General features: G+C 59.9%; 26 protein-coding genes and 2 pseudogenes. 14 read left to right on the forward strand and 14 right to left on the reverse strand.

The features are described from left to right. Positions 1 to 20: 20 nt before the first annotated feature. Complete coding sequence (locus J2R78_RS08440; protein ID WP_309145040.1) at positions 21 to 575, forward strand: DUF6036 family nucleotidyltransferase; 555 nt, start codon at positions 21 to 23, stop codon at positions 573 to 575. A 99-nt stretch (positions 576 to 674) separates the two neighbouring features. Here the strand turns inward: J2R78_RS08440 and J2R78_RS08445 are convergent, their stop codons facing one another. From J2R78_RS08445 to J2R78_RS08455, 3 genes and pseudogenes are all read right to left on the reverse strand, one after another. Further along, positions 675 to 950: a hypothetical protein gene (locus J2R78_RS08445; RefSeq protein ID WP_253587966.1), complete on the reverse strand. Its 276-nt coding sequence runs from the start codon at positions 948 to 950 to the stop codon at positions 675 to 677. Between the two features lie 238 nt (positions 951 to 1,188). Then, complete coding sequence (locus J2R78_RS08450; RefSeq protein ID WP_245311693.1) at positions 1,189 to 1,365, reverse strand: hypothetical protein; 177 nt, start codon at positions 1,363 to 1,365, stop codon at positions 1,189 to 1,191. A gap of 14 nt (positions 1,366 to 1,379) precedes the next feature. Continuing rightward, positions 1,380 to 1,487, reverse strand: a pseudogene (locus J2R78_RS08455) (NUDIX hydrolase); the annotation flags it as partial. 868 nt (positions 1,488 to 2,355) lie between these two features. On the opposite strand from J2R78_RS08455, the gene J2R78_RS08460 reads away from it, so the two are divergent. The 6 genes from J2R78_RS08460 (at position 2,356) to J2R78_RS08490 (ending at position 8,778) form a co-directional block, all read left to right on the forward strand. Then, the gene (locus J2R78_RS08460) at positions 2,356 to 2,793 is read left to right on the forward strand and encodes a hypothetical protein (protein WP_253603879.1); all 438 of its coding nucleotides are present in this window, start codon (positions 2,356 to 2,358) and stop codon (positions 2,791 to 2,793) included. A 748-nt stretch (positions 2,794 to 3,541) separates the two neighbouring features. Beyond that, a complete protein-coding gene (locus tag J2R78_RS08465; RefSeq protein ID WP_057019395.1) occupies positions 3,542 to 3,760 on the forward strand; it encodes a hypothetical protein in 219 nt (72 codons plus the stop codon). A 1,215-nt stretch (positions 3,761 to 4,975) separates the two neighbouring features. Beyond that, positions 4,976 to 5,233: a hypothetical protein gene (locus J2R78_RS08475; protein WP_253603883.1), complete on the forward strand. Its 258-nt coding sequence runs from the start codon at positions 4,976 to 4,978 to the stop codon at positions 5,231 to 5,233. A 1,141-nt stretch (positions 5,234 to 6,374) separates the two neighbouring features. Next, positions 6,375 to 7,823 (forward strand): TAXI family TRAP transporter solute-binding subunit, encoded by a 1,449-nt coding sequence (locus J2R78_RS08480; RefSeq protein WP_253609780.1) that lies wholly within the window; start codon positions 6,375 to 6,377, stop codon positions 7,821 to 7,823. Positions 7,824 to 8,199: 376 nt separating this feature from the next. Then, a complete protein-coding gene (locus J2R78_RS08485; protein WP_253603884.1) occupies positions 8,200 to 8,379 on the forward strand; it encodes a hypothetical protein in 180 nt (59 codons plus the stop codon). A gap of 171 nt (positions 8,380 to 8,550) precedes the next feature. Then, positions 8,551 to 8,778 carry a hypothetical protein gene (locus J2R78_RS08490; protein WP_082653959.1) on the forward strand — a complete coding sequence of 76 codons (228 nt, stop codon included), beginning with the start codon at positions 8,551 to 8,553 and terminating at the stop codon, positions 8,776 to 8,778. A 611-nt stretch (positions 8,779 to 9,389) separates the two neighbouring features. Here J2R78_RS08490 and J2R78_RS08500 read toward each other — a convergent pair. Both J2R78_RS08500 and J2R78_RS08505 read right to left on the reverse strand, forming a co-directional pair. Further along, on the reverse strand, positions 9,390 to 9,554 hold the full coding sequence (locus J2R78_RS08500) for a hypothetical protein (RefSeq protein ID WP_253603886.1): 165 nt from the start codon (positions 9,552 to 9,554) through the stop codon (positions 9,390 to 9,392). Between the two features lie 430 nt (positions 9,555 to 9,984). Continuing rightward, on the reverse strand, positions 9,985 to 11,367 hold the full coding sequence (locus J2R78_RS08505) for a carbohydrate porin (RefSeq protein WP_253603888.1): 1,383 nt from the start codon (positions 11,365 to 11,367) through the stop codon (positions 9,985 to 9,987). 832 nt (positions 11,368 to 12,199) lie between these two features. Here J2R78_RS08505 and J2R78_RS45315 point away from each other — a divergent pair. Then, positions 12,200 to 12,355 carry a hypothetical protein gene (locus tag J2R78_RS45315; RefSeq protein ID WP_375167003.1) on the forward strand — a complete coding sequence of 52 codons (156 nt, stop codon included), beginning with the start codon at positions 12,200 to 12,202 and terminating at the stop codon, positions 12,353 to 12,355. Positions 12,356 to 12,520: 165 nt separating this feature from the next. Here J2R78_RS45315 and J2R78_RS08515 read toward each other — a convergent pair whose 3' ends face one another. From J2R78_RS08515 to J2R78_RS08525, 3 genes are all read right to left on the reverse strand, one after another. Beyond that, positions 12,521 to 12,748, reverse strand: a complete 228-nt coding sequence (locus tag J2R78_RS08515) for a hypothetical protein (protein WP_253603890.1) — start codon at positions 12,746 to 12,748, stop codon at positions 12,521 to 12,523. Between the two features lie 576 nt (positions 12,749 to 13,324). Continuing rightward, positions 13,325 to 13,642: a hypothetical protein gene (locus J2R78_RS08520; RefSeq protein WP_253603892.1), complete on the reverse strand. Its 318-nt coding sequence runs from the start codon at positions 13,640 to 13,642 to the stop codon at positions 13,325 to 13,327. A 25-nt stretch (positions 13,643 to 13,667) separates the two neighbouring features. After that, positions 13,668 to 14,777: a DUF1236 domain-containing protein gene (locus J2R78_RS08525; protein WP_253603893.1), complete on the reverse strand. Its 1,110-nt coding sequence runs from the start codon at positions 14,775 to 14,777 to the stop codon at positions 13,668 to 13,670. Between the two features lie 226 nt (positions 14,778 to 15,003). On the opposite strand from J2R78_RS08525, the gene J2R78_RS08530 reads away from it, so the two are divergent. Continuing rightward, entirely contained in the window at positions 15,004 to 15,231 is a 228-nt protein-coding gene (locus tag J2R78_RS08530; protein WP_057019402.1) for a hypothetical protein, read from the forward strand. A 269-nt stretch (positions 15,232 to 15,500) separates the two neighbouring features. Here the strand turns inward: J2R78_RS08530 and J2R78_RS08535 are convergent, their stop codons facing one another. After that, entirely contained in the window at positions 15,501 to 16,013 is a 513-nt protein-coding gene (locus J2R78_RS08535; protein ID WP_253603894.1) for a PRC-barrel domain-containing protein, read from the reverse strand. Between the two features lie 995 nt (positions 16,014 to 17,008). On the opposite strand from J2R78_RS08535, the gene J2R78_RS08540 reads away from it, so the two are divergent. The 4 genes and pseudogenes from J2R78_RS08540 to J2R78_RS08555 form a co-directional block, all read left to right on the forward strand. Beyond that, positions 17,009 to 17,194, forward strand: a complete 186-nt coding sequence (locus J2R78_RS08540; RefSeq protein ID WP_057019405.1) for a hypothetical protein — start codon at positions 17,009 to 17,011, stop codon at positions 17,192 to 17,194. 317 nt (positions 17,195 to 17,511) lie between these two features. Continuing rightward, positions 17,512 to 17,775 (forward strand): hypothetical protein, encoded by a 264-nt coding sequence (locus tag J2R78_RS08545; RefSeq protein ID WP_253603896.1) that lies wholly within the window; start codon positions 17,512 to 17,514, stop codon positions 17,773 to 17,775. A gap of 171 nt (positions 17,776 to 17,946) precedes the next feature. Beyond that, positions 17,947 to 18,105, forward strand: a complete 159-nt coding sequence (locus tag J2R78_RS08550) for a hypothetical protein (RefSeq protein WP_176731286.1) — start codon at positions 17,947 to 17,949, stop codon at positions 18,103 to 18,105. Between the two features lie 1,124 nt (positions 18,106 to 19,229). Beyond that, a pseudogene (locus J2R78_RS08555) lies at positions 19,230 to 19,325 on the forward strand (DNA ligase); the annotation flags it as partial. A 276-nt stretch (positions 19,326 to 19,601) separates the two neighbouring features. Here the strand turns inward: J2R78_RS08555 and pyk are convergent. The 5 genes from pyk to J2R78_RS08580 form a co-directional block, all read right to left on the reverse strand. Then, the gene (pyk, locus tag J2R78_RS08560) at positions 19,602 to 21,014 is read right to left on the reverse strand and encodes a pyruvate kinase (RefSeq protein ID WP_253603897.1); all 1,413 of its coding nucleotides are present in this window, start codon (positions 21,012 to 21,014) and stop codon (positions 19,602 to 19,604) included. A 114-nt stretch (positions 21,015 to 21,128) separates the two neighbouring features. Continuing rightward, positions 21,129 to 21,605 carry an Lrp/AsnC ligand binding domain-containing protein gene (locus tag J2R78_RS08565; protein ID WP_253609781.1) on the reverse strand — a complete coding sequence of 159 codons (477 nt, stop codon included), beginning with the start codon at positions 21,603 to 21,605 and terminating at the stop codon, positions 21,129 to 21,131. Between the two features lie 334 nt (positions 21,606 to 21,939). Beyond that, a complete protein-coding gene (locus J2R78_RS08570) occupies positions 21,940 to 23,718 on the reverse strand; it encodes an FAD-dependent oxidoreductase (RefSeq protein WP_253603899.1) in 1,779 nt (592 codons plus the stop codon). 30 nt (positions 23,719 to 23,748) lie between these two features. Then, complete coding sequence (locus tag J2R78_RS08575; RefSeq protein WP_253603900.1) at positions 23,749 to 24,579, reverse strand: phosphoenolpyruvate hydrolase family protein; 831 nt, start codon at positions 24,577 to 24,579, stop codon at positions 23,749 to 23,751. Then, positions 24,566 to 25,819 (reverse strand): Tm-1-like ATP-binding domain-containing protein, encoded by a 1,254-nt coding sequence (locus J2R78_RS08580; protein ID WP_309144989.1) that lies wholly within the window; start codon positions 25,817 to 25,819, stop codon positions 24,566 to 24,568. The genes J2R78_RS08575 and J2R78_RS08580 overlap by 14 nt, the downstream gene beginning before the upstream one ends. 221 nt (positions 25,820 to 26,040) lie before the next feature. Here J2R78_RS08580 and J2R78_RS08585 point away from each other — a divergent pair, with 221 nt between their 5' ends. Continuing rightward, a complete protein-coding gene (locus tag J2R78_RS08585) occupies positions 26,041 to 26,541 on the forward strand; it encodes a hypothetical protein (RefSeq protein ID WP_245313784.1) in 501 nt (166 codons plus the stop codon). Positions 26,542 to 26,735: the final 194 nt, after the last annotated feature.

The raw sequence follows: 26,735 nt of genomic DNA on the forward strand, positions 1-26,735 counted from the left end.
GTCGAACCTTTGAAGACCTTATCGAGACGGTCAGGGCGATAGCCCGGCTGTTTGAAACCGACAAGGTCTTCATTATTGGCAGTCAAAGCATTCTCCTCTCGTGGCCGGACGCTCCGGTCATCTTGAGAACATCTGGCGAAATCGACGCCTATCCTGAGAATGCTAGGTTGTGGGAGATCACTCAAAAAGAACTAGATCCGGATTTCCCTCCGGAAGCTTCCGAACAGATCAACGCGCTCTTTGGCGAAGGCTCTGATTTTCACCGGAATCACGGCTTCTATATCGATGGGGTGGACGAAAATACGGCCCGTCTTCCGTCTGACTGGAACACGAGGGCGATCTATAGGGAGGTAGAGGTCGACGATCGAACGGTTTTGGCGATTGCGCCCTGCCCTGAGGACGTGATCGTGTCCAAACTCGCGCGGTTGTCGGATAAGGACACGGAGTTCGTCGAAGCCTACCACGCCGCTCGGCCCCTCAATTCCGAACTGATTATTGAGAGAATCAAGGCAACCAGTCTAGAGCCCGAATTGCAACACCGGGCGGTTGGCTTCATGACCCATCTTACAAAGTAGCCGCATGCAACGCTACCGGCCTCGAACGGATAGTAGTTCTACGCCAAGTGGACCGCTCGGGTGATGCTTCCCTTCAACGCCGATCGAGACGACGAATAATTACTTCTGGCCGTTTGCCGCGTCGGCAAGATGGTCGATGCTCTGAAGCACGCCGAGCAGGGCATAGGCATTGAACGGCGTGCCAGCTCCGGTCTCGTAATGGCTCACGAAGTTGCCCAAAATCGACGGAGCATGATGGTTCGGCAGATCATTGATCTGCTGTGATGACATCACGCATCGGTTAGCCGCTTGGTACAGTTTCAGGGCATCGGTGATCGCCTCGATATAGGTCCAGAGCGTCCGTCTGGCTCCGCGCGTGGCATAATCGGGCGGCACGGGAACTTCGAGTTTCGAGATGAGTTGGCCGAGCTTGTATTCGAGATCGTGGCAGAGACGGAGCAACCAATATCGACCTGGCCCGCATTGAGGTGCTGTTGCGTTTGGGCTTGAGACGGTCCGCCTCCTGGGCCGATACCATCAGGCGCCCCTTCGGCGGCATCCTTGCAGTTTCTGATGATCCCAATCAGTCGTACCGTGAGCTTGTCAAAATAGTTCTCCAGGCTTGTGTCGTGACTCAAGATGAAGAAATGCAAGCCGTCAGCCGCCGTGCGTATCGCAATAACGTGCCTAACGCGTCCATCAAGGCGAACTGATGTCCTGCATCGAAGCTCGAAGCAACATCATCGAGCACCATGAATCGCGGCACGAAGCCGTGCTTTATTGCGGCGGCGAGAAAGATCGCGGCAGCCACGGCATTGGTTTCACCTTTGGAATGGACCAGGCGTTATCATCCTTCTTACGCCAAAACGGACCGCCGAGGTGAACGAGCAGACCCCGAGCGCCCTTGCGGTATGCGAGAATGCCCGCGCTCAGATCTCCTGAGAGAGTTTTTCACCGCAGGCCTATCGCTCCTATTTGCGGGGCAATCGAGAGCTGAGCAGGCGACGAGTAAAGGCGCGCCGACTGGCAAATTGCACAGCAAAGATCGTTCGAAACAGGCCAGTAGCGCAGCGGGCCCCGGATACACCTCGGCGCACCCGGCTTTCCGCAATTCGTGTTCCGTCAAGCCTCCACAGAACACGCCGACCGTGCGAACTGCCGCCCTACCAGCCGCTTCCGCATCGTATCGCGTATCACAAATCGCGCCGGCGCCCTCAATCTTAAGCTTCTTGAGAACGACATTGAAGATGTCCGGCGCCAGCTTTGTTCTTCTATGTCGTCTGAAGAAGTTGTGAGGTTCACGAGATCAACGACGCGAGCGATGCCGAGATACTCATCGACTTCATTCTTCTTGGCCGAGGAAGCAACCGCGATCCGGACTCCAGCGTCGCGAACGCGGCGTAGCAGCTTCGGGACCGCCGAGAAGGGACGCACAAGCGGCAGATCTTCCGATTTGAAACGCTTGCCACGCACCGCCGGCCGGGTTGCCAGACTGGCCTGGCCTGAACAAGCGCTCGGGGCGTCGTTCATTCTCTGCAGGATCAGTAACGGGCTGATCCGACGGCTTGTTCGGCTTGCCATTCTGCCAGCCGCTGGTCTTGATCCCGTGCGCCATCTATTTCTCTCTACTTTGGAACGTCTTCTGCCGTGCTCGTTTGAAAACACGGCAAATGAAAACCCGCCGCGGCGGTGCCGGGCGGGCCCATCTATTCACTCAAGCTGATGTTGCGAGCGAATTCGGCTACGTCGCTGCAGAAGTCAATTCCTGGTCCGGACCTGTGGAGAACGATAAGGGTGTAACATGAGCGTCATCGGTCTAGCCATTGTGCTCGTCATCGGCCTAGCCGCTGGGATGATCGTTTACCTGCTGGTGAGCAAAACCCGGCGTGGGCGCTATAGCCAAAGACAACATATCCCCGATGAACGTGACGCGAACGCTGGCCCGCAAAACCATCCATCCGCAATCGCCCACCCCGAACGCGGTGACGAGGCCCGCTCTCCTACGGCGCTCGGCAGCCGGTACACCCACCTTGAAAATGATCCGACCCACGCAACAAGCGTGGAATTGGGCAGCGTTTTGATGGACCTCAGCGAGTTGGAGACGGACCTCGCCCTGGCTCGGCAAAGCAAGGACACGGATTTAGCTCTCAAAATCCGGCTCGAGATGGACGACTTGGAAAATCGCGCTTCCGAACTAGAGAAGCAACTGGTGAATGGTCGCGATATTCGCCGGGACTAGCGCGGCCGCTACCGGAAGTACGTCATGCCGCCGACAACGATCGATAGGACAAAAGCCAATGCAGCGGCCCCAATAATCCATGGCATGTCACGGCGTTCTCTGGGAGGCATGCGGATTCTCCGGTCGCGAAACTGAGTGCAAAGCAAAGATCTCAGCACGAGGGGTGCAAGTGCCGAGACGAGTACCATCATCCCTCGTTCAACGCCACGGTTGGCACTGAAGAGGCCATCAACTGACCTGCTAGGGGATTGTTCCTATCCCCGGTGTTGCCGGATCAGCTGATCGTGCCATGCCATGGAAGCTAGCGAGCCAAAGGTACGCACTGAGGCCTGCTCGACGGCTCAGCCACGCGCCAGATAGGGTCATCGTGCGCCCATGCCACGAGCCGCCGAACGCCGCCGTGGTAATGTCCTAGCCAAGCTAGCCAGTCGGCCACGGTCTCGGCTTGGGCGATCTCACGAGCCGTCGGCACGATCCGGACGCGGGTCTCCTTGTAGCCTTAGGCCAAGACAGCATGGGGCGTCACTCGATTCCAGACCTGCGATACGCTCTGAAAGTTGAGCTCGGAGATCGCCGAGCGCGTCGAGCACTACGATCCCATGGTTGATCGCACCCTTGAGGGTGGAGTGCTGCTGCTTCGATGTCATCGGACAGCTCCCGCTTCGCGCTTGCCCTTCAGCTTAGGAACAGCACCGATCGATCCCGGTTGACTTCTGAAAAGGCGAGGAATGCTCCGGTGCCCGTTACAATGGTAGCCGCGAAGGATCTTGAGCTCATCGCGCTGCGCGAAATCCGCAGCTTCCCCGGCGCAGAGTACGTCTGCCACGTCGAGGTCGAACCGGCTGGCAGCGATTGGGCGATGACGGCAATAGCCCGCGACGGCGCCGATCTCGATCGCATCCAGTATGCCGTCAGCCTGACCACCAAGAGGCTGAAACAGCGGTATGCGGTACGGTTCGATTGGTGAGCTTGTGCGTGGCGAAAGGTCGTGGGCCGACGGGCTCCGCAATTCCGGTCGCCATCGAGCTCCAGATGTGCGCCCGGGCCTGGACGCCCTGCGCGCAAATACTTCCACGAGCCATCTGACGGCCTCAGCTCGTGGATCACAGCGGCATCGACGAGCGGATATTGCCTCTTGTTCGTGGCCGAGCAATGCCATTAGGAGCTACGCCCCGCCCCCTCCGCCGAAAAACGATACAAAAATTTGGGCAAGGCGTTCGCTGCGTCTGCTGATGAGAATGACCATTAAGAAATCAGCAACCAGCTGGGCGCACGCTCCTTTGAGGGACGGGACCGTTGGGGACGCAGTACGGTCGCGTTACGGAGGAGCTGGCGTGTAGGCCCTGACGTCGGCTCCTCTTTTAAAAGTTGTTTGAGGTGGGCAACTGCCGTCTCTCCACGTACCCGCTAACGGAAATGGCACTGGGAATTTCAGGACCCCAGCACTGGGAATGACAGGGCACCGCCGTAACAAACCATTTCGGGCCCGGCGGCGTACTTTTTTGTCGCCGCCGCTTAGAGAGTAGCCAAGTTGATCAACGGCGATCGCCTGCCTTAGTTGGCAGTGCGAGCCTTTCCGGCCGGCGAGGTCGGTGTCTGGCCGTTCCGCGCCATGGGTCCTCGACTTCGTTAATATACGCGAGAACACGGCGACGCGGGCAACGGTAGCAGGACGGGTTGCCGCGAGAGCCCTTGGGTGGTCTACCGTCTCCTCCCCGACGCACTGGATGGAGGCGCACCGCTGGTCCAGTACGCCCGCAACGGGACGCGCCCCCGCGCGCACCTTGCGGCTCTCTGATGACTTCATTGGCGCCGTAACCGCATGGGCCCCCAGCGGCCAGACGCCCCCGGCCACTCGAGGCCGCCGGCTGGTGGAGTTGGGTGTGCAGGCTAAGGTCAGATGAGTTGACCAATAGGATCGAATGCTAGCGCCACGCAATGGTCAACGTTCGAGAGCGAAGGAGCACACCAACAGGCGCAGAGAGAGAAGCCCGCAAGGTATTCAGACAGGCAGAAGCCAAGGAAGCTTTGACCGATTACGCTAAAGCGCAGAAGGCATTCCACGAGAATCGAGAACGCCTAAAGGCAGAGCGGCTGGCGCGGGAGGCCAAAGCCGCCGGCCGCACCAAGGCAGATTAAGCGTCACGGAGGACCAAGTTTGGCCCAGCCGGTGGAGGGTGAAATGGCCCTGCACTTCAGCCGCGTCAACACCGGCGATCTGGAGATATGGATCGCAAGCAGCGATGACTATTCATTCGTTATCTGCAGTGAGAGCCGAAGTGGAGCGGGATTGCACGGAGAACCGGGCTTTGTTGCGTCATACCGCCCCGGCTTTGTGAATATGCCCGTGGCTCAAGTAGCCGGATCGCCTTTTAGCACCTTCGCTGAAGCCGAGCGTGCCTGCAATGCGTTTCTGGGTCGTCTCATTATTAAGGGATGACTACCCGAGGCTGGAGCGCGGTCTTAAAGGCAAAAAAAATAGATGGATGCAGTCAAGACCGCGATTGGATGGTTGGAGCTACCCCACTGGCTCATCGCTGCGGGTGGCATTACTGGTGATCGCCGGGCTAATTGGGCTTGCGATGAATCGTAGGCAGATGGAGATGGCCCAGAATCATCCTGCCAGCGCTCCGAGTGCCAAACCGCGTCAGCAACTGCCTCCGCTACCGGATCTTCTCAAGTCACGGCCACGAAGGGATCAGCGCTCGGCGCCTACCGACGGAAATCCGCCACTTACGAGCAACGATCCTAAATAGCGGTCCGAGCGTGAGAATCACGTAAGCTGCGGCTGTCTCAGCAGAGGGGATCGATCTTTTGCAAGCCGACCCAGCGACTTTTTGAGTTGGCGATAAAGTGCGTCTTAGCCAGCTCGGGGCCGACCGGATCAGGAAAGCTTCCTCAAAGACGGGACGCGTGGTGGGCGCCGGCAAAGCAAGCAAACTAGCATTTCGAGTCCTATTTGACGGAATGAAGTCCCCGGTTAGCCTGCATCAAAGCTACCTCGAATTGGATGACAATAGGAACAATCCGAGTCATTCCTGTCCACACCCCCGACTTACGATAGACCTGCTCTGTTCCGTATCTCAACCTTATTGACGATTTGCCCACTCTTCGATTCCTGCTCCTCATTGGGCGCGCCCCCCAGGAGTACATGTTCGGCGCAACCGTCCGGCATTTGGCCGAGCGGGAAAGAGGAAGCACGGCACCTATGCCGTCAGGGACCGCGGGCTGCCGCAAGATCGAAGGCCAACTCGGTTTAAAGAACTTTTCGAATCATCAGAGTAAGCGCGAGTTTCTAGAATCCCACGGGTAAATCGCGTCGCGTCACTTTCTCCCGATCGCCAGACTTTATTCCAAGATCCGCGCAACAGGAGCCAAACGGCTATCGACAGGAATGGCCGCCGCCGGCCACTGCGCTCGTTCCCGCAGCACAGGAGTGCTCCGCAGCCCGGCAAGTCGCCCCAAAAAGCCATTCAGTTCGCCGGATGAACATGAACCAAGGCATCCACCACGACGTTATTCTCGGAAAAACGCAGTATCTGGGAAGCAGGAATTGCTTTGGATCCCGACTGGCAGCGGCAATGTTCTCGTCCAAGGATGCGAGTAAAACCAGTGAGGCGGCCCGCCGATTGCGGAGAAGGAGCAATTCCTTACTGCTGGTCTTAGTCGTTGGATTTCTGTTTTTTGGGGCCGCAGCGGGCGCTCTGTATTATGCGTTGCAGCCGGAAGTTCTCCGGATTGCAGTTGGACCGCCGGGAAGCAACGATCATAAGGTAGTTCAGGCGATGGCCGATGCTTTCGCGAGCGAAAGCCGAACTATCAGGTTATCTCCGATCGCGACAGAGGGGGCAGTCGAAGCCATCGCTCTGCTTGGTGCTGGCAAGGTCGACCTTGCGGTCGGCCGTGGTGATCTGGAGATGCCGGCCGACGCGCAGACAGTTGCCACGGTACGCAAGAACTTCGTCGTGCTGTGGTCGTCTTCCGGACTTGCGGGCCAGAGCTCCAGGAGAAGGCACGGACCGAAGATCAAGGAGATTGCCGACCTCGCAGGGCATCGCGTCGGCGTGATCGGCCGGACACCAGCGAACGCGACGCTGCTGCGGGTCATCTTGAGCGCCTCCGGCGTTGAGGTGGACAAGGTCGGGCTTTCGCACTTTGGCACGGACCACATCGATGAGCTGGCGCGCGACCTGACCATCGATGCGTTCATGGCGGTCGGTCCGCTCGACAGTAAAATCACGTCCGAGGCCATCGCCGCAACGGCCCGCGCGCGAGGTGAGCCGAAGTTTCTCCCGATCGACGCTTCGGAAGCCATCGCATTGAAGCACCCTCGTTATGAATCTGAGGAAATTCCACCCAGCGTCTTTAATGCGAAGCCGGCTTGGCCGGACGACAAGGTTGAGACGGTCAGCGTCAGCCACCTAATCGTGGCGCGAAAGACGCTGTCTGAAGCGACCGTGGCGGCCTTTTTCCGGCAGCTATTCGCCATCCGTCAGGCGATTGCCAGGCAGGTGCCTGGTGCTGCGCACATCACCAAGCCAGACACTGAGAAAGACGCCGAGCTGCCGGTACATCGCGGAGCGGCGGCCGTCATCGACGGCAACGAACGCACTTTCCTCGACAGGTACGGCGACTACTTCTGGTTCGCGCTCCTGCTTCTCTCCGGGATCGGTTCGGCCGGAGCTTGGTTGCGTCGCTATTTGAATCGGGACGAAAGGGAGGAAAATACCGGTCATCGCAATAGAATCCTGGCGATGGTCTCCAGCGCGCGGGCCGCGGAGTCAAATCAGCAACTGCTGGCTTTGCAGGGAGAGGCCGATGCCATCATCAGTGAAACCCTCGAATGTTACGATGACGGCGCGATCGAGGAGGAGGAACTCGCGGCCTTCGGCCTTGTGCTCGAATTGTTGAGGCATGCCATCGTGGAGCGGCGAGTGGAGCTGCAAAGGGCGCAGCCCGAAACAGGCTCGCGGCGGGGCGATACACCGCAGCCTCACGCCGCAAGGATGATCCGGCCGGGCGAAACCTGACACCGCGATCGGCACTGGTGTCGTCAATTAAAAGGACCGGCCAAGGGCCAGCACTAGTCAGGACTTGGGCCTGTGTCCGTGACGCACCTCGGCAACTATGGCAGACCCTGTAAGCCGGGCCGCAGTAAGGCGCCAGCCTGGAAGGCCCTTTCGGCTCCTGGAATGGCTGCGGCTGCTGTGCTCGACCGTCGTTCTGCTCGCCCGGACGGAGGGTGATTGCCGTCGGAGTTTGGCCCCGAATCCGACGATCTCGAACACTGATCTCAGGGACACTTGACGGAGATAAAATCGGACCTCGGCCGCGCCGGCTAATTCCGTAACTGTCCCTCCGACAAAAGGGTAAAGTGCCCCGGGGTCACATCCGAGGAGCAGCAACATGACCTTGCAAACCCCCGAGATAGTTTCCACCAGGATCGACTGGCGTGTCTTCACGATCGTGGGCAACACGACGCCCCCCCGAGATCCCGACGACGACGACGAAGAGGACGAAGAGCAAGACGACGAAGAGAATCGGACCGACGAACAGCCGGTTGTGCGCGAGCCGGACGAAGACTGAGCAGGATGCTTATGTTGACGTAAGCCTGCACTTCGCCCGGGACCATCCTCAATCTACGCGCGGCGCGCTCGGCCGGCGGCTTTCAAGGTCGTTCTAATTCCGAGAGCAGCGTGCAGACGTTGAACGGACCACGGTTCCTTGTTGGCGTTCACTGGTGCGTAGGAGGAGAGCATGACCCTGATATGGCTTGGTGTGTTCCTTGTTTTCGGCGGCGTACTCCAGATGGCGTATCAGCCAATCTGGCGAGGCCGATTCAGCGGTGGAAGATGGCTTCGTTCTGGGCGAGACACGCTGGAACCTGAAGGACCAGGTAGCGGCTTCGGCATCAAATCGAACTGGCCTGGACTTGTGATGGTCGCGCTTGGCGGCGCTTCCTTGCTGGCCGGAGCCGCCATCTGAGTTGGACGGCGTTGCCCGTGATCTAGTCCAGCCATGTGCTAGAGCCATGTCTCTACTTGGCCCTGGAGGCGCCGTTCAGAGGTCGAAGTCACTACTTGAAACCGGCGAGATTTCCCGTCCAAGCTCGAATTGGGATCCGTCTCGGCTCGGAGCTGGCACTGGTCTCTCGAAGCATTGCGCTGGCAGCCGACAGAGCCGGTGTCCCAAGCCCTTCAGTGAACTGGCCATATAGCGGGCTATAGGGCATTATGGGCCGATCGTTCCGGTCGGAAGCCGTACGAGCACGACAAGATGTCGGTCTCATAGATCGGCTCCAGCAGCAGCCCGCTGTGCCACCTTGTCTTCCAATGTCGGTATGCCGAGTGGCCGTTCGGTCCCATCCGCCTTCGGGATGTAGTGCCGTCGCACCGGCGGCGCGATGTAACGTCCGGATTTGATGCGCGCTAGGAGATCACCGAAATTGGTCTCCAGCGGTGGAGACCGGTATATGACAGCGGTTTCGGTCGGTCCGATCGCAACGAATAGCGTGACGAAGCTCGACAAAGATTTGAAGGAAGGGTGCACCGCGAATTTCCAACCGATCGCAACCACAAAAACAATTCCGAAGCTCGTTACAGCCGTTGCCGTTCAATCGAGGATGTGACGATGGAGGGAGGCTTCAAGTTTTTTTCTGGCGGGTCCTGCCGCGTTACAAGATAGAGCTCGCCGGCTAGCAGCGTGACGGCGGCGACCACCACGCCGAACATGGCCAGCACTAGATCGTATGGGTCATCCATCGCATTCCGACACGTCGGTTGGCTGAGCAGGGGCAGCCATCGCCTTTGGCTATCCGCGCGAGCGCTAGTGGAGAATAACAGCGGGTCAAAATGACCTTTGGCTATCCGCGACAGGCGCCGTTGTGAACGGCGGGCGATGGCTCCGCGTCATCAAACGTCGTTCGAAAAAATTCGTTCCCGATCGTGGCCGTTTACCGCCAGGGCGGGCTCGGCCCGGTGGAGAGATAGGAACCCTTGACCAATGGTGGATGCAATAGCGCGTCAAGTTCGAACATGCCCCGGCCGACGGACCAGAACGGAACCGCATAGTGGGCCCGGGTCAAATAGTCACCCGGGCATGCGACGATGTGCGACAGCTTGTCGGACCGGCCGACACGGTGATCCATAAGCTTGCCTGCTGTCTTTCGCCGCTCGCTACGCCCTAACGCCTTCAGAACTTCACCACCGTCCGGAGGCCGAAGACCGATGCGTCCTTGAGTCGGAGACCTTTCATGTTGCTGAGCGGATCCGTTGCGCCGCCGCCGGGGCGGCGCACGAACTGAAAGTTCGGCTGCAGCGTGACTCCGGCATGGACTTCGTACTGATAGACTGCCGTTAAAAGCGTCTCCGAAGTCCGAACGGGCCAGGCGGGTCCGTAGACCGCCTGAAAGTCGCGATCGAGAGCCTGCGCCCGAGGCGAGACATGTGCGTAGGCTGCCGAGATCCCCAGCTTGTCGTGGGGACGCGCATCGTAGAGACCGATGAACTCAACGCCACCATCCGCATAGTAGTCGATCAGGTTCTGGGCGGGCGGACTGTAGGATGCTCGCGCGAAGACGCCGATGCCACGCTCGTAATCTTGTCCTACGCGGAAGAGCTTCTGCTCGAAGACGGCATAAAGCCCATAGTCGCCGGCGAAAGTTGCGGGGATTCCCGTAGTGCTGGGATCAGCGAGAGATAGCCCGGACGTGTCGAACCTCTGGTCGTTGAAGTTCCCGAAGTGCCGCCAACCGCCTAGTTTCAGCTTGCCGGCCAGGCCAGGATCGCCTTTCTTGGCGTTCCACTGAAATTGGGCTTCGTACAGCGTTAGTGGCGGATCGTTGATCCGGAAATTGACGCCGTAGCGATTGCTAAGCTGCGGGTCGTCGGGCCCAGGGCCCGCCGCGTTGCCGTCGAAGACTGCTCCGACGAGCGTCAGGTTGTCGGTCACGTCGGCGCGGAAGCGAGCGCCTAGAGCGGCGAGAGGCGGCGATGGACCCCCACTGGGCATGTTCAGCGCGAATATCGCCGGCCAGCCGAGCGACGCGTTCGTGAAGACGTCGGTATATTTGGAGGTGGCAAACTCCGAGTCGGCTGCGAGCTGGCCCGCTCGCAAGGCGATCTTATCGTCGTTCCACTTCTTCTCGAACCACATTTCGTACAGACGGGTCGTCGGCAGCGCTTCGATGCCGCTAACATCGAGATAATTGAGGAGCGATCCGCGCGACAGACCTCCGCCGTCGATGCGGAACACGTTGGCATGAAAGCTTAGTCCCTGAAGGCCGACGAGTTTCTCGAAATCGAGGTCGGCGGCGAAATTGAAGCGGTCTTCGTAGACGGCGCCGGGCTTCGCGCCGCCGGATGGATTTCCGAGCACCTCTCCGATGTAGGTGACGGCGAACTTGACGCCCTGCTTTTCGAACGGATTGGGCAACACGCCGAGCGTCGTCTCCTGGACGGTGCTCTCTCCCGTGTCGGGATCGTTCGGCTTGAGATCGTCGGTCTTCTTGTCCTCCTGAGCCGCAGCGCTCCCGCAGATCAGCAACAGGAGGATCAGACTTGCCCAACCGCGCATGCGCCACGCACCTCCGTTCTTATGTTGCAGCTTTCGAACAGCGAGGCAACCGGCACGACGGCACGTGCTTGTCGACGCGGCGGACGCCTTGTGTACGAAACAGCACACAGGATGCGATCCGCAGTTGATGTTCCAAAACCATGTAGGTTCGAACGATAGCAGGACGCTGCAGCGGCCGAAGGGCATAACGATCAGAACCTCAACCAAACAAGAACCAGGGTAGTTTCCTACAGCGGCTCGATCCAGGCCCGATCACCGGCGCCTCGGATGACGGCTCGTCGGGAATCGGGATCCCCAGCCGGGCGGTGCCCAGCAGCAGCCACCGCCTTTGCTGCCCTCTTTCACCAAACCGACGGATGCGTCCGCGGCGGCGGCCAAGCTGTAGCGTGCCGACCGGCCTCGTGCCGAATGAAGAGAAGTCCACCGCCGACGTGAGTATTCGAAGGATGTAGCCTCCAGCCAATGGCTGCTGAGCCTCGCATGGCGGAGCCGATCAGTCGTCAGGCGCGTTTGCCCAGCAGCCTGCCCCTGCACCGCAGCCGTCCGCGCCGCCACCTTCGCCACGCACGAAACCGGCCCCCCGACGGCGCCGCGAGGCAAGCCAGAACAGGCCCAATCGGGGGCTATCCGTCAGGAACGGCTCCGCATTTTGGCCGTTCGACATGCGTAACAAAGCTATCGGATATGAGCTACCAGTGAGCGTACTTCTTATCGAAGACGACCCTCTGATCCGCGAATTGATCGTCGAAGCGCTGCGCGAGGCAGGCTACCACGTGATCCACGTGAGCACCGGGGGGAGGCACTGGCGTGGTGCAAGCGCCACGTTGCGGACGTGCTGGTCACCGATGTCCGGCTGCCGGGACAGCTCGATGGATGGCAGATCGCGGAGCGCTGCCGAGAGCACGATCCGGAACTGCCGGTCATTCTGCGCAACGGGCTTCTCGCCTGCCACACCCCGTCCCGTCCCCGGCAGCCGCATCGCGCATAAGCCCTTCCATCCGGACGAGATTGTTCGGATGATCAGGGAGTTCGGCGCAGAAAAGGGGGCGCGGCCGGGTTAGCCGCTCTCCTCACCGCCGAGCCTTGGCCGCGATCGCCGTAGCCTGGACCGCGATCTGATCCGTCGCTTTGATCACCACGCCCTTTCCCTCGATCATCCCTTCGGCAGGCCTAATTGCTCGACGGCCCGACCGCAGATCTCGGCGGGGTCCTTGAGGCCGGTCTGACCGATCTCGATGATCTTCTTGGCAATCAGTTCAGTCAGCGGGTCGTTGCGATCCTGCACGCCGATCGTGCGCAGGGCCTGTTCGTAGGCTCTCGAAAGCCGGGTGATCTCTTCCGGCCCCAGCGGCGAGTTTTGAAGTGTTCGGGAGATGGCCATTATTGTTTCCTGCAGAGCGCAGCATAGCACCGTGCTGAGCGAGCATGCATCTTGGCAGCCAATTTGAGCTTTCGCGGACTGGCCCCGCCTGCGTCCGAGCTGCCTGCCAGCGCAGGGCGGAAGACAGGCGGGGCGGCCAAGGCCCCCCTTTTCCGGGCTGGTCGATAAGCTGCGCGCAGGGGGAACGCTGGCGCGAGCACCGGGTTTGCCCGCCCCAAGGGGCGACCCCCGAACTGGCGCCGCCTCACAGCCTCAAGCGCCCCGAACTGGGCCTTCATCCGCCCAATAAGGGCCGCGAGGCGAAGATCCAGCCCTCGATCTCTTCCCCTAGAGGGTTATTCATCATCGCGTGCAGCGACGCAACCATGGGTGCCGAGAGGTAGCGAGCAACTCAGCGCAGGTCGATCTTGGCGAGGAGCGCCTGGATTTCGGCGCGCTCTTTCGGGACGGGGTCGGCTCCGAGCCGCGCCAGCGACTGTCCTTCTATCCCAGGAGCTTCGCAACAGCAGACATCTTGTCCCGGCAGGAACGCAATCCCGTGGAAAGGGCCGCTCTGGGAGCGGCCCTCTTGCTAGATCACCAGCTCCTTGTGCCGAAGCTGAAACCGATGCTTGGGCCGCCGCCGTAGTAGCCATAGCCGGGATCGTAGTAGCCCGGACCGCTAGAGTAGCCGTAGCTCCGGCGGACCACATAGCCGTCGTCTTCGTCGTAGTAGCGTTGGACATAGCGGGGGCCGCCGGTCCGGTAGCAGCGGCCATACTCATTGCAGACCAGTCGCACCTGCTCGATGCCCGCGACCTCCGTCGACGCGATGGCCGCAGGCGCCAGAGGGGCGGCAGTCGCCGACGACGCCATCAGGGCACCAACGAGAACTCCTAGTGAGATGGTTTTCATGGGGTGTTCTCCTTCCCTAGCCAGGTCAGTCGATCTCTTCGATGATGCGGCGCTCATGGGGCTCGACGATGTAGGTGCGGCTGTCCCGGTTGATATACCGATACTCGCGAAGGGTCGGCGCATCCCGATAGACCTCTTCGGGGAACGCTTCGATCTCCGCGTCTTCCGGCACGCGCTCTCCGGTGCGGATTTCGGTACGAACCGTGCTGCCGGTGGTGCGACGCTCGCGCTCGACCGGCCGTGCCTTGGCGTGCTTGCGGATCACCTCGCGGTCCCTATCGGTGAACGTCGTCTTGCGCTGCTCGGTGCGCGCCGGCGCGGCCGCCGTGGAGCGACCCGAGTACGGCAGCACCGCGACGATCTTGTAGCTGGAGGGCTCCACGATCACGATCTCGTCCTTCACCAGCACGAAGTCGTAGCCCCGATACTGGGGCACGATCTCGACGACGTCCGCGGGCAGCGGCTGCAGCCGTACATCGCGCGGCACGACCGTGCCGACCGACAGTGAGAAGTTCACGTTGTTGAGCGGTTGCACATTCAGGTGTGAAATCGACGTGCTGATCCGGGTCCGCTGCTGATCGTTGATGTTCACGGACGCATTCACGTTCGTGTTCGACGAGCGATCGGCCGTGTTCTGCTGGCTGTTCGGCTGCTGGGCCGTGGTGGTCGAATTGCTACCCGTCGGAGACTGCGCCTGACTGGTGCCGGAAGCCGGTGGGTTCGCGCTCTGCGTCTGATTGTTCGCAGGCGGGTTGGTCTGTGCCTGGTTCGAAGGCGGATTGGTCTGGTTGGAGGGCTGGCTGGTCTGCGCCTGGTTGGTAGAGTTGTTCGACGCGGGCGCTTGCGTGGTGTTGGTGCCCGTCCCGGAGTTGGAGGTTTGGCCCGCCGCGCTCTGGCCGGTCGCTGACGAAGGCTGCGTCTGGGCCGAATTCGTCGAAGGATTGGTTTGCGCCGATCCCGAAGCGGAGTTGGACGTCGGTGTCGACGTCGAAGACGACGGCGGTGCCGATGTGGAATCCTGCTGACGCTGCGTAGCCGACGGACTGGAGCTCGACGTGCTCGGAGAAGATTGTGCGAGAGCCGAAGTCGCGAGCGCGACTGCGGCGGTCGTAGCCAACAATAAACGCTTGTTCATCTGAAATCCTCCTAATTGGTCGCCGAACAACACCGGACGACGGGCCGGGTTCCTGCTGGAGAAGTTTCGGCAAATTAGCTGGACGGGCGCAGCCAGACGTTCTTCGAGCCGCGAGAAATTGGTCCAGCGACGCGGCGGCGTGCCCTTCCGGCTACCGGTAGAAACGGAACTTCGCGCGCGCCTCCTCGTTGGAAGTGACTACTTAGAAGCCATTGGAGGAGACACCATGAAGAAGCTGATCGTATGCGGCGCTCTCGCTGCCTTCGCCCTCGGCGCCCAGGCCGCCAGCGCCGCCGAGTTCTACATCGTTCGCGACGCGACGACCAAGAAATGCACCGTCGTCGACACCAAGCCGACGACGACCACGACGACGGTCGTGGGCGACGGCGTCTACAAGACCAAGACGGAAGCCGAGACCGCCGTGAAGACCACCAAGGTCTGCACCGAACAGTAAACGGCTATCGCGGGGCCGAGCCCGCCTCGCGAAAACGTTCTGACAGCCACTGGAGGAGAAGACGCCCGTACTGATCTTATGGGCCATTCCCGTCGCGCTCGTTGTTGGCGGGCGGCTGTTGGATAGTTCACATACACTGAGCGAACGGTCGTTCGCATGAAAGGCTCGCCCGCAATCCAGGCGAGCTTTTCTGGACCCACTGGGCGCTGGCCGCCGGGCAGAAAAAAGGGCCCCAGCATGGGGTCCTTTTTCAGTGAACTCTCGTCGTCCTAATTGTAGTCCGAGTATTTGAACTGCGGGAGTGCTTTCAACTGCTCCTTGTTGCCGCTCATGACGGCGTGGTCCGGGACCCAATCGTTCGCATTGCGGTTCGTCGTGTTAGTCGAAGCCGCCCCGGTGGTGGTGTCGGTCGAGGTGGTCGAGGTGCTGCTCGAGCTGGTCCGGACCGGCTCCTCGACGAACTTCAGCTTGTCCATCGAGACGGCGATATCGTGCTCGCCCATCCCAAGGAAGCCGCCGACGCCGATCACCACCGCGTTGATCTTGCCGCTCTTGTCGACGAGCAGTTCGTTGATGTCTCCGAGCTTCTCGTTGGCTTCGTTGTAGACCTTCAGGCCCATCAGCTTCGAGGCGCGCCAATTGCCCTTGAGCGCCATCTTCGCATCGGCCGGCTGGGCGGTGGCCGCCGGCGCGCCGCGATCGGCCGGCTGAGTGGACTGCGCGAATGCAGCGCCGCCGATTACGGCAGTGCCGAGCAGAGCGACGGCAAGAAAGCTTTTCATCGATTATCTCCTCCAACGTGAGCCGCACCTTTCAGATGCCCGGCCCCAACGTCCGCGATTGCCACTTGTTCCTGATCGCTCTTTCAGTCGGACGGGCCGTCCGCAAAAGATTCGCTCCATACTTCATAGGATCGGGACTGAGGCCACGCTGTCGACTTTCGGTGCTCACGAGCCGGACGGCAATTGCCTGGCCTTCGCAGCAGAGGCAAGCCGGCGGAAGCGCGGACCACCGGCTTCGAACAGTCTTTCGGTTGCTTCGCGCAGTCGCCGGGCTAGCTGGACCTGCGGCTGGGAGAGGAAGCACTTCGCCTCCAGTGCGCCTGTCGCGAGAAGAACAAAGTCGCCGCGGCGGAAAGAATAGTTTTCATGCGAGTCCGGCAACTCAACGAAGCCGTTCTGACGGCTGGCGAGATGTGGCTGCCCCTTTCTCCAACCCTTCGCGCCGTCCCGATCGAGCAGCTCGCGATATCGGCGTTCTTACCCCTTCGCCATCCGGCTCGCAGGAAGCGCTCCTCGCACCGGGCGCGGAGCACTGTTCTGTTGAACCGGTCCGTTCGTTCACCGCCCTGATTGCCTGCCCCTCGTTATCCACGATAAAGCCGGTGATGCCGTCCACCCCTTCGGGCACCGAGCCCGCTCGGTAGGCAATCACAGCCGTTCCGCAGGTCATCGCTTCGATCAAGGACGAACCCGAACGCCTCTGGCCACTTGATCGGAAACAGCAAGGCGGCGGCCCAAAGAACGGCTGCTTCCTGATTTCGTTCAACGAGGTATTTTGGCGGCCAAGGAACGCAATATGGAACGAGGATGCAGTTGTTGACCTAGCTTATCATCTGATTTTTATATGCCATTTTGACGACAAGACCGCAGGGCGGCGCTTTTGGTTTGGCATCGCTGTGATGTTTTCGGGTCAGCGCCTAGTCCATAGCCAAATAGCGGAAAATTAATCCTCTTCTGCCGCCAACCTCCTGGTCGGCGGCCACAGGCCAGGCCTCATGACGGACACCACCGCCCAAACAGCCCGACTGATGAAGGTGACGGAGGCAATCGTCGCCGAACTGAACCGCCAGGGTGTGGCAGAAGCCGTGGCTGACCTCGGGTTCGATCCGCTCGAGATGGCCCGCGTGGCGATCCGCGCGGCTGACGGCGACGTTGTCCCATTTCGTCGGCCGCAGACCTGAGACATGCCAAGGATGGTCTGCTAGCCTGCAAAGATGGCAAGCAATGAAGACACCAATCCCGCGCTTAGCTCCAGTGAGGACTTGGAGGATATCCAAGTTCATGCCTCGGGGGTGCTGGCAATCGACGATGACTCCGAGACTGGCATATTCACCGTGGTGACACCCGGTCGGGCACTACGAGTTCCTGATTAATCAACAAATAGCCAACGAGATCGTGCAAAAGCTCCGTGAGTTCATCCGCGGAGACAGCACTAAATCCACAAGGTGAGTGAGCCGGCGCCGCCCTTCTTGGCCCACCGTCATAGGCAGCGACCGTCATGGCTGGCGCAAGATCGCCCTGGGCGACGCGCCAGTTCGCCGCCCGCGGTCTCCTCGCCTACTACTCGGGCTATGGCTGTAGCCATTCGATCGAGCTCACGCCAGCCAAGATCGGCCAGTGGCCCGATCGCACCGGGCTCTCCCGCCTCGATCTCCATTTGCCTGTAAGCCCTGCGGTCGTCGCGGGGCCGACGTCGGGCCGCATGTTGAGGCACCCCAAAGATGGGAACAGCACGACGAGGGCGAAAGGAAAATTCCAGTGAAGTGAAACGGCGCCGAGCCAGCGGACTGAATGAGTTTTGAGGTCGTGAGTTTGCGCAGCCACGGTAGGTAGCTTGACTTCTTATTCGACGAAAGTAACAGTCAGACCGATTTTGAAAATGATTGCTGCGATTTTTGCTGTCGGAGCTCCGCTCCGGTGACCGGAGATTGACATGGCTGCAGTGCTTGCAAGATTTTTTCCCCGGGCGTCCTCAGGGTCGATCGCAGAAATCGAGTCGCTGGTCTCCGTTGCAATCTTCAGCGGTGTTGGCCTTCTGACGGGTCTGATCGTATTGCTGTTGGACCAGTATATTCCGGGCGAATGGTTCTGAGACGCCTGCCCCCGCTGTACCGCTACGTAGTCGTTAGATGATCATGGTACAGTTTTCATGTCATCACGGCGTCTCAAGAGCGTTGCTCAGCGCTACCATCATTTCAGGCGCCCTCAAATGCGAGCAGTGCGCCAAAGCCAGTCCAACATTGGGCCGGGCTCAATAGTCACTCTGACTGGAAATGGGTGGCCGCTGAATATGACGGGCATCACGCCGGTCCCGAGAAAGCGCTGGCCGGACCACCCGATGCGGGATGGCAGGATCTAGTTTGATAAGATCAGCTACCCGATGATCCACCAGGACGCGGCGCCGCCGGCGCAATACTGGGCCGGGCTAAGACGCGGTCGATGAGAAGAAGTGGCCCCGAGAGCGGCACCTTGGTCAGAATGACCCAGGCTGCTAAGGATCCTTTCGCGTGAGAGCTCAAGCCCCAGCGCGGGGGCACGTCGCTGGGGCCTCAACTTCCGTTGGTTTCCGGATGCCGCGGGGGACAGCATCGGGACTTGGTCAAAACCGCTCCAGCGGGGTCCTGTTCCTAACTGACCAAAAATAGGCCTTGGTTTCTGCTTAGAGACAACCCGCTCAGACACGGTTTTACGGTTATGCAGCCGGCTAGCGAAATTCATTTGGTCCGCGTGACAACCGATGACGGCGAAGTTCAGATTTGGCTTGCCGCGACCCCACGCGAGGAGGCCCTTGACCGAGTGCTGGACGTTGTCCCGGAAGGATGGGCGGTTGGCTTGGTTCAACGACCATTGAGCGCTGAGCACATCGCGGCGTTGGACATGACGGTCGGACAGGTCAGACGGCATCAAGTGTCCTAATTCCCGCAGCGAATTGCCTAAATTGTGCCCGGAGTTCTCCATGGGAGAGCAAAGCTCCTCCCAACTATTTCCGGGAGGGATCATTGTTCCATCATCATCGGCCGTGGGTAATCCGTGGGCGTCGGTGGCAGACAGCCCGGTAGTGCTCTCGCCTGCGTAACATAGGAGGCGAGCGCCATGAGCGAGCTCCTTGCTTTCCAAGCAAATTGATCCTCTCGACAAGCATTGCTGTGAGGAAGACGGAGCGATTGCGAAAAGAGGCCCGTGCAGGTTACCAAGCCCATCCAAGTACAGAACGCCATCTGGATTGAGCCGAAGCTGCTCACCGAGATCGAGTACCGCGCCAAATCCGCCGAGGGCAAGACGCGGCCGCCATTCTTCTGCAGCGTGCGCTGAGGATCTATGAGCGCGCCGCGCCGTAGCTGCCGCGATAATCCGCGCTGGATCAGCGCGGCACACCCGGACCCGCCATACGTTTCGAGGGGCATTTGATGTTGTCTTGCCCGACACCGCGAAGGTTCAGAACGCTGAGCATATTAAGGGCGGTTTACGATTCATCGTTTCGGCGGCGCCTCCCAAACGCGCAATCAAGCTATTGCCCCGATCAAAGCTCTGCTGCGTGCCCATCACGGAGCTGCATCATGAGCAGCCAGAGCCATTCAAGGACTAGTCTTAACATACGACAACGCGAAGATTGTTTGTCGCGCCTCTAAGTCCAAACGGCACTCCAGAGACGACCACAGCCAACTCGCCCAGCCGAATATAGCCTTCGCGCTGCGCGGTCGCCGAGGCGATCCGCGTCATCTCCTCATAGCCAGAAGGATCGCTGGACACGGCACTGTGCACCCCCCACAACAGGCTCATGCGCCGCGCCACTCTTTCATCCGGAGTAAGGGCAAGGATCGGCACCGGCGGCCGGCTGCGCGAGATCCGCGCGGCCGTCGTCCCGCCCGCCGTGAAGCCGATGATGACCTTGGCGCCAATTGTAGCGGCAAGATCTGCTCCTGCGGCCGCGACGGCATGCGAAGGGGTGCTCTCCACGTCGGCTCGAGACGCCTCGATCAGCGACCGATAGAGATGATGCCGCTCCGTGCTTTTGATGATGCGATCCATCATGGCCACCGATTCAATCGGGTAGGCCCCGCTTGCCGATTCAGCAGACAGCATCACAGCATCGGCTCCATCATAGATCGCGGTCGCGACATCTGAGGTTTCGGCCCGCGTCGGCGTCGGCCCAGCCACCATGGAATCCAACATTTGCGTTGCGACGATGACGAATTTTCCGGCACGCCGACAGGCGCGTAGGAGCTCCTTTTGCCGGCCTGGCACCTCCTCGGGCGGGATTTCGACGCCAAGATCACCACGCGCGACCATAATGCCGTCTGACAAGCTGATGATGTCGTCGATGCGATCGAGCGCCATCGGCGTCTCGATTTTGGCAATCAAACCTGCGGCCTCGCCAATCAGGGCGCGTGCCTCGATCAGGTCGGACGGCTTCTGAACAAAGGACAAGGCCACCCAGTCGACCCCAAGACCAATGCCGAACGCGAGGTCGGCGCGATCTTTCCTGCTGAGCGGAGATAGGTCGAGCATCGCCCCCGGTACGTTGACCCCCTTGTGGTCCGAGATCCGGCCTCCAACCGCCACTTGCGCAACGATTTCTGCGTCTCCTGGCTCGGTGATCCGCAAGCGCACCCGGCCATCATCAATGAGAAGCTCTTGTCCGGGATGCGCGGCTGCAAAAATCTCCGGATGAGGCAAGGGTATCGATTGCTTTGCTCCTTTGGCTCCATCGACCACAAAGCGGACCGTTTCACCAGCACGCAAAACCAGCCCGCCGTCTTCGAGGGAGCCGATGCGAAGCTTTGGGCCTTGTAGATCCTGCAGGACGCCTATCGGCCGGCCGAACTCTCGCTCGAGTTCACGGATACACATATAGACCTTGGCATGGTCTTCATGGCTTCCGTGACTAAAGTTTAGCCGAAAGACATCTGCACCGGAAAGATAGAGAGCACGTATCTTCTCAGGCTCGGCACTTGCCGGACCGACGGTTGCCACGATCTTGGCGTGACGCGAGCGATGCAACGTATCCCCCATCTGAAAGAATGAGATCGATCTAGCGATAAAGTCAAAAACCGACGCTTGCGGACTGCGTTCGACGGCAGTTGAGCACCCCAATGCCCTCCCCTCGTCAGTCGCTCAACACCATGCGATGGACGCTATCGGCAAGGTGAATCCTGCTTTGAATCGATCCATGACAACCATAGTCTCAATGCGCTTTATGTCTGGACTTTCTTCGGTAAGGCGCCGGGCAAACTGCTCGTAATCTTCCATGTCGTTCATGGTAACTAGCAAGACGACGTCGGCCAGACCAGTAACGTAAAATGCGCTCATCACTTCAGGCATCTTGCGAATTTGCCGCTTGAGGCGATCAACGGTGTCGGCACGCGCGCGCTCTAAGGAAATGAGGACCACTGCCGTCACATTCCGCCCAATTGCCTTTGGAGAAATGATGGAAACGTCGGCCTCTATGATACCCTTGGATCGAAGGCGCTTCAGCCGACGTTGCACTCCGGATGCGGATAGGCCGACCTTTGCTCCAAGTTGTTCGCTACGGAGGCGATTGTCTCGTTGGACGAGATCAAGAAGACGAAAATCGATCTTGTCGAGTTGTATCACTGTCTCGCGGCCAGCTGATGGCGATCGCGCCGGGGAAACGGACGCCTGCGCGGGTTGTCCTGACATTTTCGATTCGTCACCGCGCAGCCAAGCTGTTGAACGATCGATTTCCGCTGTCATATGCCTTGGAACACCCATTGGGACCCCAGCTCTTTGCGATACATCGAACACAGTTGGCGCGGCGATCTTCCGTCCGCCGGGCTCACCACGCTCGAACCCGGCCGCCAGGACCCACGTCCGCCGAGAGCTGCTGATGAGAAGGCCGTCGTTCTATCGATGCGCGCCCGGGCCCGAATACATATTCCCCGCGACGCACGAATGTGGTTGACGATCAAGCTCCCGAAGCGACGGCTTTTTGCTCCTGATCTGCGGAAAGCATTATTGCGTTGATGGCGCGATATGCGAATACGATGGCGGGACCGATTGTTATGCCTGCCCCGGGATACACTCCGCGCATCGGCGAAGTCATGTCGTTGCCGCACGCGTAAAGCCCCTGGATTGTATTGCCTTGTGCATCCAGGACGTTTCCGTAACTGTCGGTCGCCAATCCGGTCGCCGTGCCAAGCGTTGCCGGAACGATTGGCAACGCGACGAATGGCCCGTCTTTGATTGGTCCTAGATTTGGATTTTTTCCCACGGCCGGATCGCCGAGGGTGCGATTGAAAGCCGATTCCCCACGCATAAAGATCGGATCCCGCCCTTGGGCAGCGTGCGCGTTGTGTTCCTCGATCGTCTTTTGAAGCACAGCGGAATCTAGTCCCAGCTGCTTTGCGAGCTCCGAAATCGTTTCACCTGTCTTGATGTAGCCAAGCCGGACATATTTGCCGATGCTCAACGTCCAGGGCCATGGCAGCAGGTGTCCCATGCCCCTCAATCGCACGAAATGGTGGTCGCAGATGAAGTAAAATCGCTTATCTGCTGGATATCCGTTCTCAAACATTGCCAGGCAAATATCGTGGTACGAATTCGATTCGTTGACAAAACGTCTTCCATTTGGACCGACGGCAATGACCCCAGGACGGCCGCGGTCGAGCCAGCCGTATGGGACGACCCGCGCCCCTCTACCGCGCTTCAGAATTGAGACTGGGGTCCAGAAGCCGGCGGATGCAACATCTTTGTCGATGGCGGCCCCGAGCGCGGTTGCAAGCCCAATGCCGTCACCGTTAACATCGGTATGGGCCAAGGTAAGATCATGCTGGTGTGCACCACTGAGGTGCGTCCTCAACTGCGCGTTCCGGGCAAAGCCGCCAGTTGCGAGAACAACCCCACGCGAGGCACGCACGTGGACATCGAGGTTGATCCGCTTGACGACGGCACCGGTGACGCGCCCGCCTTCCTTGATGAGTTCGAGCGCTGGAGAAGATGGCCAAATCTCCACGCCGTACTCACGCAGGCTCACCAGCAGCCGCGCGATCAAGGCATTCCCTCCGCTGAGCTCAGTACCACGCCTGAAGCTGAGCCGATCCCGCGCATAGCGGCTCAGGCGAGTTAGGACGTGTTTGAGCGACGCAACAGATTGGAGCGGGTTGAGAAAGCTTCTCACCTCACTTGATGAGATCATCATGCCCCCGAGCACAACCCGAATGGGGTCGCCCAGCAAATCGAAATCCTTGCCTAGAAGCCGCCCATCATAAGCGGCCGGGCTCAGTGCCCGCCCCCTATCAGCGCCGCCACGTTGGCTCGAGTGATAATCAGGCGTAGAGGCCAGGGTAAATTTGACGCTCGTGCCGTTCTCGAGGGCGGTTAGCGCCGCTGGGCCGTCTTCAAGATAAGCATCAATGAATTGCGCGCGATAATGAACGCCAAGTTCGTGCTGCAGATATGTCTTCGCATTGGCGATGGTGTCAGCGATGTTAGCCGCGCGCGCTTGAGCAGAACAAGGAACCCAGATCATGCCATTCGACAGGGCCGTCGTTCCACCAAGACGTGGAGATTTCTCGCACACAATGACGCGCAGCCCGGCCTTTGCCGCATAGAGCGCCGCCGACAATCCAGCCGCGCCGCTGCCGATCACGAGGACATCTGTTTCCCAGTCCTGATCCGGCCTCGTTCCTCCTTTGGAGGTGAACGCGATCGTGTCAGGTTTAGCTCGGTCATTTGATGTGGTCATGCGGCCTCGCTGCACGTATTGCAGTGAACGTCAGTGGGTTTGCCGAAGCGGGACAGCTTTGAATTCCGCCGCCGCTGTTTTCACTGCCCGCTCAATTGGAATTCTTTCGATTGAGGATGCGCCAACAAAGCCGACACACTCGGTCGTTCGATAGACCTCGATCGTATCTTCAGGCTCCGCAATTGCCCCGCCATGACAAAGCGATAGAACGTCCGACCGGACGCTTCGCGCCGCCGCGTTGATCTCATTGATGCGCCCGATCGCCTCCTTTATGGATTGCCCGTCCTCGTGACCAACCAGGCCGCCGCGCGTTGCGCCGACATGTGGGACGATGCAGTCTGCCCCCGCACTTGCCATGGCTTTGGCGTCTTGAGCGCTTGCGACATAGGCGAGCGAAAAGATATTCTTCTTGCGCGCGAGAGCGATCAGTTCGACCTCACGTTCAAAGCCGAGGCCGATGCGGCCGCGGCGGCCACGCCAGTTGTCACCCATGGTGGAGATCGTTGGGTAGTTAATGACGCCGGAGAACCCAGCAGCCCAAAACTTGTCCAAAAGAGCATCGAGGTCGAGCCGGAGAGGATCCCAAGCCTCGATGCCGCCAACCACCGGCACGCTAGACACCACATTACGAATTTCCGCCGCAAGCTCGAGCGTGCGTGCGTTGGAATCACCAATCCGGCTCGTGGGCAGCCCCATCAGACGCGACAGGCCGGTCGAGTAGACCACCAGCATGTCGGCACCTCCAAGAACGGCACATTTGGCGACCAGGCCGCAGCTACTACCTGCCGCGAGAATTGCTTTTCGCTCCGCCACCTGTCCTTCGATCCTGGAAAGAATTTCGATTCGCTCAAACATCCGCATGGGATGAACCTCCTTGCGTGAGTTGTTCCAGGATCCATGCCGCGGCAACCTCGGCGAACTCGCCATCGTTAATGTGACAGTTCAGGTCGCGGACCCTGACGTGCGCGGGGAGATGTTCCTTGACCGCATCCAGCCAAGCCTTGTCAGCGACGGGATCGTAGAAGATGCCGCCTGGGCGGTCGTAATCGGACACCCCTTTCGCCGGCCAAAGGACAATTGCGGGTCCTTTTGCTTGCGATAGGCGTTCTGCCGTGAACCGGCCAATGCTCGCGTTCTCAGATGCAGTTGTGCGCATGAGCGTCGTGTAAGGCGTGTGGGCGTAGAACTGGCGAGCGCGAAACTGATCAGGAACGCTCGATGGCAGTCCAAAATTGACCATATCGACCGCACCGGGCGCGATCACTTGCGGAATGTTTTGCCGCGACGCTGCCTTGAGCCGATCCGGACCGGCGCTTGCGGTGCCTCCAACGATTTCGTCTGCGAGCTCCGTTGTGGTCAAATCAATGACGGCGTCGAATTCGCCAGCAGCGATCAGCTGCTCCATCTTACGGCCGCCCGCCCCGTTCGCTGGAAAGACGATGGCGTCTACGCCGGCATCGGCAAGGCGCGCTGCGCACTGGTTGGCCGCTGGCGTTGTCACGCCGAACGCAGTGATCGCAACGATCTTCTTGTCTCGTCCAAGCTTGACGGGAGCATAGCGCGTGGCCGCAATGGCCCGCCCCGCATTCTCGAGCACCCTTGTGGTAAAGGCGTTGATGCCGAAGAGATCGACCAGCGTCGGATAGAGGATGATGTCGCTGTGAGTGGCCAATTCGGCGAGTAACGCAGGCCTTGCGCTGCTCACCAGAAGTTTCGGAAAGCCATAAGGCAGCTCAGACACAACCTCGCCGAAAACCGCGCTCCCCCTGCCCCCCGCAACCCCGACAATCGCGCTGATCGTTCCTGAGCCCAGGAGGTCACCAACCCTAACGCGTGTCCTTTCAGCAATCCGCTTCAAGAGTTCGGTCGGAGCCTTCGCATCGGCTTGTTTGTCGCCGTCATCCCTCTTCGTGCCGACGTCGATCAGGATGGTCGTGCGGCCACACGCCTCGATAATGTCGGCGAGATAAGATGCCTCGCGGCCCTTGGTATCCAGCGTGGCCACGATCGCGACCGCGTCCGTAGTCGCGGATCCAGTCGCCAGTTCGGACAGGCTACCATCCCGGGCCGACCTCTGGCCGTCCGTACAATGATGAGACACGATCTTCCTCCCAGAACCATTCCTAACAACTGGTGGTCTAGACCCGGCTATACCCGGGTATAAGATCGGCGTGGCCTCCAAATGGGTAAGATTGGGTAGAAGCGGTGAGAGCGAGAGTTCCCGGCAAACTTGCCACCCGCATGTCGGACATAGCTAAAGGCGCACAATTGCAAGTCTACGCGCCCTCTTTGCGCAGCCTTCCGGAAGGCTCCCTGCTAGTCATGGCGACCCTGCCAATCCTCGACTGGAACGACTGCCTTATGCGAGACTTGCGTACCCTCGACAAGGCAACGTCCGCTCCTCATGTCTATGCAGCGATCCTCATGATCGATCCCTTCGCATGCTGGGAGGATATTGCCGAATCGTTGAAGGATGCCGGCATCACCGGTGTCGCCAATTTCCCGCCGGCATCTATGATCGAGCGGTCGGCGGCGGGCGTGCCTATTGATGCCGGACAGGAGCTCGAACTTCGGCGGATGGAATGGTTCACAAGCCTTGGTTTCAAGGCGTTGTTTGCGATCGCGAGCGATTCCGAAATTACCGCGGCGGAGACGCGACTTGGCTCCCATCTGGACGGACTCATCCATCTACCAGCAGAGGCTCTTACCCGGACGATGAGCGAACAGATGGAGCTGGTAAGCCTTGGCCAACATGGATCGTCACTACCAATGTTCGCGCTCTTGGATGGCACGGGTTCGACGCGGCCAACTGGAGCAAAGTGATGAGCGGGACTGCTCTCCAAGATCTGCAGCTTCCTGATGAGAGGTTTTTCTTGAAAAACCCACCACAACACTGGCCGCCTTTTCGTGAAAAAGCCTGGTTCGTCTGACCTTGATAAACCATTCTCACGCTGGCGCATTTGTCACATCGTTTCCGGTGCCGCCCTGTCCAAATGATCTCGTTCGCAGCCGTCACT

This window comes from Bradyrhizobium sp. USDA 4538, from assembly GCF_024171045.1.
GTDB classification, from domain to species: Bacteria; Pseudomonadota; Alphaproteobacteria; order Rhizobiales; family Xanthobacteraceae; genus Bradyrhizobium; species Bradyrhizobium australafricanum.